Origin of the sequence: Chryseobacterium sp. YR221 (genome assembly GCF_900176315.1) — a bacterium.
GTDB lineage: Bacteria > Bacteroidota > Bacteroidia > Flavobacteriales > Weeksellaceae > Chryseobacterium > Chryseobacterium rhizosphaerae.
Genome location: NZ_FWXM01000009.1, coordinates 1 through 12,067, shown reverse-complemented (window position 1 = coordinate 12,067; position 12,067 = coordinate 1). Strand labels below are relative to the sequence as shown.

8 protein-coding genes are annotated in these 12,067 nt (G+C 34.6%); 2 read left to right on the top strand and 6 right to left on the bottom strand.

Annotation, left to right across the window (positions count from 1 at the left end):
* Nucleotides 1-5: 5 nt before the first annotated feature.
* A complete protein-coding gene (locus B8967_RS21080; protein ID WP_047494712.1) occupies nucleotides 6-752 on the bottom strand; it encodes a hypothetical protein in 747 nt (248 codons plus the stop codon).
* A gap of 182 nt (nucleotides 753-934) precedes the next feature.
* Here B8967_RS21080 and B8967_RS21075 point away from each other — a divergent pair, with 182 nt between their 5' ends.
* Nucleotides 935-4,075 carry a UvrD-helicase domain-containing protein gene (locus B8967_RS21075; protein WP_084087771.1) on the top strand — a complete coding sequence of 1,047 codons (3,141 nt, stop codon included), beginning with the start codon at nucleotides 935-937 and terminating at the stop codon, nucleotides 4,073-4,075.
* A 178-nt stretch (nucleotides 4,076-4,253) separates the two neighbouring features.
* Nucleotides 4,254-4,439, top strand: coding sequence for a hypothetical protein (locus tag B8967_RS21070; protein WP_143330567.1), 186 nt, complete (start codon nucleotides 4,254-4,256; stop codon nucleotides 4,437-4,439).
* A gap of 334 nt (nucleotides 4,440-4,773) precedes the next feature.
* Here B8967_RS21070 and B8967_RS21065 read toward each other — a convergent pair whose 3' ends face one another.
* The 5 genes from B8967_RS21065 to B8967_RS21045 form a co-directional block, all read right to left on the bottom strand.
* Entirely contained in the window at nucleotides 4,774-5,283 is a 510-nt protein-coding gene (locus tag B8967_RS21065) for a ferritin (RefSeq protein ID WP_047494702.1), read from the bottom strand.
* A gap of 127 nt (nucleotides 5,284-5,410) precedes the next feature.
* Nucleotides 5,411-5,857, bottom strand: a complete 447-nt coding sequence (locus B8967_RS21060) for a hypothetical protein (protein WP_084087770.1) — start codon at nucleotides 5,855-5,857, stop codon at nucleotides 5,411-5,413.
* A gap of 179 nt (nucleotides 5,858-6,036) precedes the next feature.
* Nucleotides 6,037-7,053: a hypothetical protein gene (locus B8967_RS21055; protein WP_084087769.1), complete on the bottom strand. Its 1,017-nt coding sequence runs from the start codon at nucleotides 7,051-7,053 to the stop codon at nucleotides 6,037-6,039.
* Nucleotides 7,054-7,192: 139 nt separating this feature from the next.
* On the bottom strand, nucleotides 7,193-9,844 hold the full coding sequence (locus tag B8967_RS21050) for a 4-alpha-glucanotransferase (RefSeq protein WP_084087768.1): 2,652 nt from the start codon (nucleotides 9,842-9,844) through the stop codon (nucleotides 7,193-7,195).
* Nucleotides 9,845-9,985: 141 nt separating this feature from the next.
* A complete protein-coding gene (locus B8967_RS21045; protein ID WP_084087766.1) occupies nucleotides 9,986-11,152 on the bottom strand; it encodes a secretion protein in 1,167 nt (388 codons plus the stop codon).
* Nucleotides 11,153-12,067 lie beyond the last annotated feature (915 nt).

Sequence of the window (12,067 nt, the reverse complement as noted above, 5' to 3'; positions counted from 1 at the left end):
TAAGGTTATTTTTGAGTCTGCGGTGCCCGGTAGGATGATATTCTGGTGAGTACAAAACGCTGAAACCTGTTCAGATCAGCATCACTGCAGAAACCATATTTTAAAATTTTCTTCCTTTCAAAACCACCCGCAAGAACGTAAGAAATAAAATGATCAATCTGAGACTTATCTATTTTTAAGTTGGCAAAATAGTCTTCACCCAGGCTCGCCTCGAGATACTTCATTAAATCGATATCATCCCATTGATTTTTTACTTTTCCTATTGAAAATCCTTGTCCCTTTGGCTGTACAAACTCTCCTGCTCTTGCAGCGAGTATTCTGGGATCAGACTTTTGGGCAATATACTTCCCTATTTCGCTAGACAATTTTTCAACCTTTTTAGGTTTGTTATATATTTTGGAATCTATTTTTAAATTTCCGGTGAGCCCTTGTTTCACTTCAACTTCAGGAATCTGTATGGTAACTCTCACTAAACTGACATTCAATGGAGATTGGATATTTTCCTGAGACACGATATGGGCTAAACGCTCATAGCCAGGTTTTATAAAGCGTAATTCATCTCCTGCTTTTCCGGAAATCATAAAATGTCCGTCACTGTTAGAGAGTACCAGTTCGTCCGTTCTGATATTGATTACGTTGACATCCTGTATTTCGGAACTTCCCTCTGAAGTTACTTTACCGAAGATATAACTTTGAGCACTGGCGGTAATGGAAGAAATAAGAAATAAAAAAAAGAATAGTTTAAGTTTCACGGGCTGTTTTTATAAAGCAAAGCTAAAATTATTTTTAAATTATTCCACAAGTTTAACCACAGTTAACGCCTTTTAGTATTTCTTTTCGATTTTTGCTGTTGAAACTGTTAAATAGCAGAAGCGAATTGTTAAAATTTCTTTTAAATTTTAGCTAACTTGCAGTCTCAATTCTACTTTTCACAATGCAAAATTCTTATACAGTCATCAATGCTTCTGCAGGATCAGGGAAAACATATGCTCTGGTTCAGAGACTGCTGATGATTTGTCTCCGTTATCCTAATCAACACCAATCGATCAGGAATATCCTCGCTCTGACATTTACCAATAAAGCAGCGAATGAGATGAAGGAAAGAATTCTGACATGGCTGGGAAATTTTTCCGCCACTAATTATACCGAAAATGCGGATCTTAAAAATATTCAAAAAGCTTTTGCTGAACAAGGATTAAAAATTACAATTGATGAACTCCATCTGCGTTCAAAAAAACTTTTGGACTATATCCTTCATAATTATTCTACACTGAATATCGGAACCATTGACCGTTTTAACTCAAGGCTGGTAAGAAGCTTTTCTTATGAATTGGGACTGGCTAAAAATTTTAATCTTGAAATTGAGGCTGAGCCTTACCTGATTGAAGCAGTGGATAAAATGCTCGATCAGATTGGCGAAAACGAAACGATTTCCAATTCTTTCATGGATTATGTAGATTACAGTCTTGAAAACAATGAAAGGATCAATCTCAACAAAAACCTGTATGACTCAGCAAAAGAATTTGTGAAAGATATTCATTACGAACATCTGAAAAGCAACAAAAGCTTTGATGATGCTCATTATGACACTATAAAAACCACGCTTCGTAAAGAGATTGTTCTTCATAAAAAACAGGCTGCAGAACTTGCTGCAAAATCTATTGAGCTATTTAAAGCCAGAAATATTGAGGTTGAAGATTTTGCCCAGGGAAAAAATGGGATTGGAGGCTTTTTCCTTAAGGTTATCGACTTTTATCAACAGAAAAGAGCAGGTTTTCCCTTTCCTACTACTCAGGAAGAATCTGTAGTTACCAATTACAGAAAAGGAGCTTCTTCAAAATCAAAACATAAGGAAGCTGATATTATAGAGATCCTTGATCAACTGCTTGACAACAGAATGCAGCTTATTCTGCTGTATATTGAAACCCAAAAGAAAGAAAAAATACTGTCGGCACTTCTTCCTTTAAAAGTTAATAAGGATATTCAGGATGAGCTCAGAAAGATTGAGGAAGAAAATGACCTGGTCCTGCTTTCAAAATTTAATATTCTGATCAATGAAAACCTTAAAGATGAGCCCTCCGCATTTATCTATGAAAAGGTAGGTTCACAGTTTCAACATTACTTTTTTGATGAATTTCAGGATACTTCGGAACTGCAGTGGCAGAATTTTGTTCCGTTAAGAGACCATAGTGTTTCTTCTGAAAATACTTCTTTTACACTGGTTGGAGATCCCAAGCAGAGTATTTATAGATTTCGTGGAGGAGAAAGTAAGCTGATGCTCGATATTATCAATAAGAAAGAGTTTTCTCCTAAAGAAGCTGATCTTCTGGTTCTAAAAGATAACTGGAGAAGTGCCAGAAATATTGTACAGTTTAACAATGAACTCTACCGCTTCCACTCCGGGGAACTGGAAGAGGAACACCAAAATATTTTTGGAACGGATGCCGAACAAACTCCAAAGTCTCCAATGGATGGAAGGGTAAAGGTAAACCTCATTGAAAATCTCACGAACGAAGAATTTTATGAGGATACTTCTGAGAAAATGCGAAAAGATATTCAGGAATGTCTGGATAATGGATTCAAATTTTCTGATATCACCATTCTCTGTCGTGGAAATTTTGATATTTTCAGCTATTCCCAAAAGCTGGGAAACTTAAAAGTAAACTACCGAGGTGAAGAGACCAATATAAAAACAATCTCCGATAAAGGACTTACCTTGGAACTTTCCAATACATTAAAAGCAGTTATTGAATTTCTAAGATGGGAAATAAATCCTAAGAATAAACACTGCCTGATCATGATGATGTATTATCTGAATACATTGGGCAAAATTCATATGGCTGATTTCACATTGGAGATGAAAGAAATTTTGGATATTGAAAGCCATGAAGAAATCCTTGAGGGTCTTAAAGAAAAATACTCATTACAGCTTAAACAGGATAACTTTCCAAGGTTTAATCTCTACAACTTTGTAGAATATTATATCAATGAATTTTCCGTTGAGAATAAAGAAACAGACTTCCTGCTCAACTTCATGGAAATGCTTTTTAATTTTACGCAAACAGCTGGGGTAAGTACAAAAGAATTTTTGAAATATTGGGATGAGGAGGCATCTTCCTATACCATTCAGGCTTCAGAGAATATTGATGCCATTCAGATTATGACCATTCACAAGTCTAAAGGACTGGAATTCCCTATTGTTTTTATTCCTATGATAAACAAAAACAGAGATAATGAGTTTACGAATTGGTTTGATACGCATGAAAATGATGCTTTAAAAGCAGTTAACATTAATCAGTTCAGTAAGAATCTGGAAGCCTATGACAGCGAAATTCAATTATTCAACAAGAAAAATTCTTATAAAAACCTGATTGACCGATTATGTCTTCAGTATGTTGCTACCACAAGGCCTGTTGAACAGCTATTCTTCTATCTTCAAAAGCCCAATAAGACTTCCAACAATCTGGAAATTTTAGAGTTTATTAAAACAAAAAATACGGATGAAGCTGATGAGTTTGATTTGTATGAAGTGAAACCTGAAATGCTGAAAAAGTATTCCAAAGACAAAAGCTCGCCTTTCAAAACCCAAAACATTCAGGATCTGAAGAATGTCAATGAAAAGACAACGTCCATAAAGATTGCCACTCCATCAAAAAATTATCAGGTAAGAAATGAAAAAGTAAGGATAGGACTTTTCGTTCACGAGCTTCTCTCAAAAATAAATACGGAAAAAGATATTTCAAAGGTACTGGAAGGTTATGCACTGGAAGGTCAGATTACCTTAGAGGAAAAAAATGAAATTCAGGGCACTCTACAGGAAATTGTACGGACCTATTCCGAGTTCTTTGATGAGAAATGGGAAGTAATTAACGAGAAAGACATCATGATTTCAGAAAATGGAGAAAGTTTTATTTTAAGACCGGACCGTATTTTAAAAAGTGATGAAGGGTATATCATTGTAGATTTCAAAACCGGGGAACAAAAAAGTAAAGATGAAGCTCAGGTGGAGGGATATAAAAATATTCTCGAAAGGCTGGGTAAAAAGGTTCTCAAAACTCAAATTATCTATTTATAAACCTCTCTAATGCCTTTATTCGCAGTAATATAATAGAATTGTCTTAAAAAAAACCATAAAATACAAAAGGTTTGATTATTTTTAGTCATTAAACATTAACCAGTCGTGTATTTGAATTGATAAAAGACAATAACTAACCATGAAAATATATTTAATCTCAGTCCTTATAAGTATTGTTATGATGATACTCTCTGCTGTTGCCATCTACAATATTGCAGATTATCTAGATCCCCCGGTAACAGATGACGGACATCCCTATATGCCCACAGAAAACATCGCAAAATCTATCATTGGCAGTTTGATAATAACAGCGATCACTTTTATCGCAGCGGTTAAAGTGCAGAGAGAAAGGCAGAAAAGATAAAAACCAACAAACTCTATTTCAAATAATTAAACTAAAAAGCTGCATCATCAGGAACTGGAAGTTTATATTTACTGTCCAGCTGATCATTTTACCTTATTCATTCTCTTACCTTTTGTCTATTATTTGGCATAAACCCACCCATAAGCTGCTATCTAATACAAACATTGAGATAATTGATTTTCAGACTTTATTTTCTTTGCTAGTGTCTTTTCGCCTTCTGTAGCATCGTTACCCTGATCAGCCATTATATCTTTTTACAGCCGACTTTAACCATAGAAATAAAAAACCGCTGTTCTGTTGAAAAGCGGTCTTATATTTTAAAAATAGCTGAGTACTAAGCAGCTGGATCAGGAGTAAAAACTCTTTGTGCCAATTCCTGGTCAAAAAGATATAATGCAGATGGGTTGTCGCAAACCATCTTAATCTTTGTCACATACTGCGAAGCACTTGCTTCTTCTTCTACCTGTTCGTTGATAAACCATTGTAGGAAAGATGTCGTTGCAAAATCACCTTCTTCGTTAGCATTCTTTACAATATTGAAAATACTTTTAGTAACAATTTTCTCATGTGCCAACGCCTTCTCGAAAATATCTGTTGCATTATCGAACTCATGAGGAGGTTTTGCAATTTCTCCAATGATAATTTCTCCCCCTACATCATTTAAATAATCAAACATTTTATCCGCATGCATCAACTCTTCTTTGCTTTGCACTCTGAAATAGTTGGCAATTCCATCTAAATCTTTTCCTGAAAACCAGGCAGACATTGAAAGATAGTATTGAGCAGCATATTGTTCGTGGGCAATTTGTTCGTTAATTAATTTTGCAATTTTTTCGCTAACCATAAGTATTAAATTTATATTCAAAAATAGGGAATAAATGCCCGAAATCAAAAGTTTTACCGAAAATTAATACAAAAAGGATGGAAAAACTCCCATCCTTTACACATTAAAAAACTACAATTACAAACTACTATTTTACTTCAGGAGTAGCTGTATTCATGGGCTTTTTCATCATTTTTCTATCTTTCATTGCTACTCTTCTCTGCTCCATCTTAGCTTTTCTGTCAGCCTGCCATTTATCATATTGTTGAGGAGTAAGAATCTGTTTCATATCAGCATCCATTTGTGCTCTTTTAGCCCTCATCTCATCCATCTTGGCCTGTCTGGTATCTTTATTTTTTTCAAAATCAGCCTTCATTTCAGCCTTTCTTTTTTCATGCAGATCTTTTATTTGTGCTACCTGTGATTGGTTAAGATTAAGGTCCTTCTGCATTTGTGCCAAATGCTCCTGTTCTTTTTGCTGTCTCTTTTGCTGCATCTCAGCTCTTCTTGCTTCTTTGTCCTGAGGAGTGGTTTGTTGTGCCATTGCAAAACTTCCCATTCCGATAAATGCTATTGCTAAAACTAATTTTTTCATCTTTAAAAATTTTAATTAATTGTTGTTACATCTTTTTGATTAACAATTAAAACACAAGTTAAATTAACATATTCATAAATAATGTTAAATTTTAATTAAAATAAATCAATAAAATGACAAAAAAAAGGACAGATTATAAAAACCTGCCCTTCACACCACTTAAATATAATATATGAAAATTAATTTCTTACCAAACTGCCTCTAAAGCCACCGCTATTACCACGGTTTTGCTGACTTGGTGCAGAACTTTCAGACTTTTGTCTAAAGCCTCCGCTATTTCCTCTGAAGCCTCCATTATTTTCTTTTCTGCTTTCACCACTATTGCCTCTGAAGCCGCCACTGTTTTCTTTTCTGGCATCGCCACTATTGCCTCTAAATCCTCCTCCATTGTTACCTCTGAAGCCTCCCGAATTATCAGAATTACCTCTGAAACCCCCATTATTTTCTTTTCTGACTTCGCCACTGTTTCCTCTGAATCCACCTCCGTTATTACCTCTGAAACCTCCGGAATTGTCATTATCCCTGAAACCTCCTGAATTGCTACCATCTCTTACAGGGCCTCTAAATCCGTTATTAGGTCTGCTATCTCTTCTGATGATATCAAAAGTAGGATTATCCATTCTACGGAATCTTGATCTGTCCATTCTGTAAATATTGATATTTACATTTCTGTATCTTGGCATTACAGCATATCTTGGTACATAATACGTTCTTCTGTAATTTTGGAAATAAATAATTGGGCTTGAGCCACGATAATAGTTATTTTGGAAAACGACAAAAACTCTAGGTCCTAAAATTCTTTCCAGTGCATAAAATCTGTCATAATACCATCTGTCCGGATTATATCTGTAAAAATTGTCCCAAGTAGTAAAACTTGAATACAGATTATTCAATCTCATAATCTGGTCGACTTGCCAACGATTTAATCTGTTTTGTACGAAAAAACCGTTCCAGTCAATATTAATAATACTATTTCTGTAATCGTTATAATAACTCTGATAATAATCGCCAGGATAATAATCCTGAGGATAGTTGTAGTAATAATCATCCGGAAAATAATTCCTGTCATCATCGTTGCTATAATAGCCATCTCCATTCTGATAATAACCATCATCTTCCCAACCATTATTCGGATATTGCTGAGCTAGCGTCAAGACGCCAAAGCCTAGAGCTAATCCCAAAAATATTTTTTTCATCTCTATAGTCGTTAATTGGTTAATATATAGCAGAATATCTTAATTCTATCTTTTTGATTCAAATAAAAAAAAGAAGTTAAATCATAAGATTAAACTTCTTTTAATATATTTTTAACTTACTGATAATCAGTAGTTAAATTTATCCTCTTCCACTATCTTTTATCCAGTGGGATATTTTTTCATTGAAAACTTGTTTTTCTTTTAGACTTTCCAGTTTTATATGCATTCTATATCGCCAATAATGTGGAAAAACAGCAGGATTATTGATTCTTTCGTTGTTAATATTTTTATTGGAAAGTTCTGCGTCTGTAGCAAAAAATTCCTGAATAGGGAAAATAGCCAGCATAGCATCATTGTATAGATGCTGCTTCATAATGATCTCAGCAAGATCAGGATTCAGATCTTCCGGAGCTTTTCCGTATTGGATCAACTGTTGGTTAAAATACTTCTGTGCCAAAACAGAATCTTCCTTCCACCATTGCCTTAATGTAGAACTGTCGTGGGAAGAGGCCGTAACCACATTCATATAGCCGGCATTCTTGGGATTATAGAATGGAATATTTTCTGAGGGCATACGCTGTACTTTCAGGGCAATAATAGCCAGTTCATCCATGACAATTGGTACACATGCAGGAACCATTCCGAGGTCCTCCCCGCAGATCAGCATTTTGGTGGCATTCAGAATTACAGGAAGTTTTTCCATGGCTTTTTCGTACCATAAATGGTCCTGTCTTCTAAAGAAATAGTCATGGTATAAATCGTAAATGCTTTTCTTTTCAGATTCCGGCAGGTATTTATACGATTCTGTATGATATACATTGAATCTCGGATGATAAACTAGCTCACCATTCCTTTCCTCCGTTAAAAATAACACATTGGCACAAAGGGAGATCAGCTGTTCTTCAAGCACTCCACCAGGATGCTTTTTAAAGAAATCGGCCAGCTTTCTCTGGGTATTAAATTCTTCCTTAAAAGAATAGGTGCCGTCCTGATTACGATCAATAAATTCAAGGGCTTTTTCACTATTATTTCCAAAGTAATCCCATAAGATCTGAGTATTGATAAATGGCTTACAGTATCTGTCAAAATTAAACGGAATCTGCCAGGCTTTAAATTCGTCAGCAACAATGGGAACAGCCGGATAAAAATATCCTAAAATACCCTGTACAGCTGAAATTGGCATTCTCCAGATTCTGAAAAAACCTAAAATATGATCAATTCTCATTGCATCAAAATATTGTTCCAATGCTTTGAACCTATTTTTCCACCATCTATAGTCATCCTCCTTCATCGCCTCCCAGTTGTAGGTAGGAAATTCCCAGTTCTGACCAAGCTCTGTAAACTGATCCGGTGGTGCTCCAGCCTGAAAATCCATACCGAATAATTCAGGTTCTGCCCATGCTTCTACAGAATATCTGTAAATACCTATAGGAAGATCTCCCTTTAAAGAAATACCAAGGTTATGGGCATAATCAACAGCATCTTTCAACTGTTTGTGAAGCTGATACTGTACCCAAGCATGAAGCATAGAACTATCATAGTCTTTACTTTTTGGAGTAAAAAACTGTAAGATTTTCCCAGCTATATATTTTTTGTGGGTTTTCCACTCATTAAAATTAGGAGTCTTATACTTATCTCTCAGCACGCAAAATGCAGCGTAAGGAACAAGCCAGGATTCATTGTCTTTTATAAATTTTTTAAAGCTACGGTCTTTATAAATATTTTCTTTTTCTGTATTGAAAACGGCTTTCAGATATTTCCATTTACCAGCAATCACCTTTTCATAATCAATAAGCTCAAGGGTATTTAATGCTTCTTTTTCAGACAGATAAGCATCAACTAGTTTTTCCGGTAAAGGAAAATCAAGTTTTTCAAGTGAAATATATTGTGGATGTAGAGCATACACTGATACTGCAGCATAAGGATAAGAATCTGTCCAGGAATAGTTCGCCGTAGTATCATTGATGGGTAAGATCTGAATAATTCCGAGATTAGTTTCCTGGGTCCAGTCTGCTAACTTCTTAATATCCGAAAACTCGCCAACCCCAAATCCTTCTTCACTTCTTAAGGAAAAGACGGGCACAGCTACTCCGGCATCATGATACATTTGATATGCCTTGAATTTAAAATAATGGTTAGAAACCATCTGAAGAACATCTGTAAAAGGATTAGCTACCGTAAATCTGTTCTCACCGGTTTCAATATCTATTACCCTTTTTTCTTTGACGTCATAAAGACAATATTTGAATTGAATAAATTCATTTTCCGGAATTTCAACAGAGGCTTCCCAAGCTCCAAAGTCAGTCTGGTACAAATGAACGGCATTATCTATATTCCAGCTTCCTAATGATTTTGTACTTCCAAACAATACAATTTTCCAATCAGAATTATAAATAGGAGCTTCCAACCTGAATAAATGCGTATGCTTTTTTAAGACAGGTACTTTCTCCGGAAGAAACCCATGCAATTTATTATATAGAATTTTATTATTTAAATAATGCTCAGGAAAGTTTTTATTATTCCACTCATCGAAAATAATAAACTCCTTATAATTATGTGGAAAATTAAGATGATGTAAAACAAACTCTTCTCTTAAAACACGAGCTTTTTCATCTACAAGCTGATATTTGTAAGAAATTGATTTGGAAAAGAAATCTACTTCACACTTCCATAATCCATTCTCTGCATAAAACATAGTATGAATATGGGCTGAAGCTCCTTCCTCACCAATAATTAATTGCAGATTTTCTCCGGCCTTTGCAACATAGCCTACATTAAAGTATAGCTTCATCTATATTTTTTTATAAAATTACATTTTAATATCGAAAGATAAAACTTATCGAATATCAAATAATCATTAAAAAACCTTCTCAAATTAATCTAAGAAGGTTCTATATTTTATGGACAAAATTTTTGTTCTCTAGAATTAAACTTATTCTGTCACCAAAATCTTTTTATTCAGTAATATTTTTCCTGATGCATCAACAATACTTATAATATAAGCACCACTCACAAGGTTTTTGAAATATACCTTATCTTGTAAAGAGCCATCTTTTACATTCAGGCTTTGTGTCATCACATTTTTTCCGGATATATCAAAAACATTAAAGTGAATAGTTCCTTTACTATTTTTATTGTTCATATAAACATTGACATAATGCTCATTAACTCTCGTTGGATAAACATCAATATTAGCTAATGTATTAACTGAAGAGGCCTTATCATTAGCAAAATATTTGCTGGCCAGATCATAAATGTGGAGATTTTGTTCTCCCGGAATCTGCTGTGCCTGCAGAGTCCCTAAATCCACTTCGTATAAAGGAGCTCCCTTTGCACTTGCAATAACAACTTTGCCCTTTGCATTCACAGCGCTGCCATTGACAGAATAGTTATCGGGAATACCTGCAATTTTACCTATAAACTTTGCTTTCAACTCTTTTATTGATACCTTAAAAACATTTCCGGATGCCGCAAAAATATAGAAATTATTATCTGTATCAGCAATCATATCTCCTCCAAAACCGGTTTCTATAGCAGTAAATGAATTTTTACCATTAGAACTGTCATCTTTTATAATTCCTAAGTCGTTTACCTCATATTGACCATTTCTATTCGTGATCTGCAAAAACTGTGTTCCTGCATTATTCACAGCATAAATATTGCCGTCATAACCGGCAGTCATCCTCGTTATATGAGAATTAATGTCACAGGACGAAGCCTTTCCTATATTATTTTCTATTAAAGTAATTTCCTTAGTTTCAGGATGCAAAATATAAACATTAGAAGAGAACATGGGTATGTACACCAAGTTATTATTAGAAGAATTATAAGCTAGTGCAGCCATCGTCGCAGCCTGAGAGTTATGGGAAGAATTTCTATCTTCCATTACCTTAGTTTTTCTGGTCTGTGAAAATACTTTAGCAGAAGATTCTGCTGTAAAGACTTTTTCGCCAGATAGTCCACTTGCAGGATCAATTACCCGAAAGTCATTAAAATTAATACTCTGGGTATCCTTTCCGGTTATCGCAAAGAAATCTTGCTGGGCATGAACATTCATACCTAATAATAATACAAATAGAGGGAGTAAATGTTTTTTCATAATATGTATATTCTAGAATTCGTAATCATTTTGGTTATGACTAAGTTACATAATTTTAAAATTGAAAAAACAAAAATACACCGGTATTTGAATAATATTTACAATAAATTAATCCAAACACTGATATTTTGAAAATAAAGGGGGCTATCAGTCAAAAAAGAATAATGATGAATGATGAGTTAAGAGTTAAGAGTTAAGAGTTGATAGTTAGGAGTGATGAATAATGAATGGTCAATGATTGACTTTTGATTGGAAAAGTTAGCTTATCCAGGATATGGATATTCAATAGGGACGGGCTTTAGCCCGTTCTGTAAAAATACAAAACAATCCATCGGCTTTAGCCCAAACATAAGTCAGCATAATTATCTTGTGTACGTTGCCATTCTTAAGTTTGGGCTAAAGCCCTATTGGAAAATCGTTTTTAGTAAATGGCTAAAGCCCATTTCTATTGAATAATGAAGTGAGTCCCAGAAATAATAAATGAGGAGTGATGAATGTAAATAGCGAATGTTCAATGATTGACTCTTTATTGGAAAAATTAGCTTATCCGGGATATGGATATTCAATAGGGACGGGCTTTAGCCCGTTCTTATAAAAATACAAAAACAATCCATTGGCTTTAGCCGAAACATAAGCCAGTATAATTATCTTGCGTACGTTGCCATTCTTGAGTTTGGGCTAAAAGCCCTATTGGAAAATCGTCTTTTGTAAATGGGCTAAAGCCCATTTCTATTGAATAATGAAATGAGTCCCAGAAATAATAAATGAGGAGTGATGAATGTAAATAGCGAATGTTCAAGGATTGATTCTTGATTGGAAAAATTAGTTTATCCAGGATATGGATATTCAGTAGGGACGGGCTTTAGCCCGTTCTTTGTAAAAATAGAAAAGAGTTCAGAGCTAAGGGTTGATAGT

Excerpts from the sequence above, each read along its gene's own strand:
- B8967_RS21075 (WP_084087771.1), top strand. The coding sequence starts at position 935 with ATGCAAAATTCTTATACAGTCATCAATGCTTCTGCAGGATCAGGGAAA.
- B8967_RS21070 (WP_143330567.1), top strand. The coding sequence starts at position 4,254 with ATGATGATACTCTCTGCTGTTGCCATCTACAATATTGCAGATTATCTA.
- B8967_RS21065 (WP_047494702.1), bottom strand. The coding sequence starts at position 5,283 with ATGGTTAGCGAAAAAATTGCAAAATTAATTAACGAACAAATTGCCCAC.
- B8967_RS21060 (WP_084087770.1), bottom strand. The coding sequence starts at position 5,857 with ATGAAAAAATTAGTTTTAGCAATAGCATTTATCGGAATGGGAAGTTTT.
- B8967_RS21055 (WP_084087769.1), bottom strand. The coding sequence starts at position 7,053 with ATGAAAAAAATATTTTTGGGATTAGCTCTAGGCTTTGGCGTCTTGACG.
- B8967_RS21050 (WP_084087768.1), bottom strand. The coding sequence starts at position 9,844 with ATGAAGCTATACTTTAATGTAGGCTATGTTGCAAAGGCCGGAGAAAAT.
- B8967_RS21045 (WP_084087766.1), bottom strand. The coding sequence starts at position 11,152 with ATGAAAAAACATTTACTCCCTCTATTTGTATTATTATTAGGTATGAAT.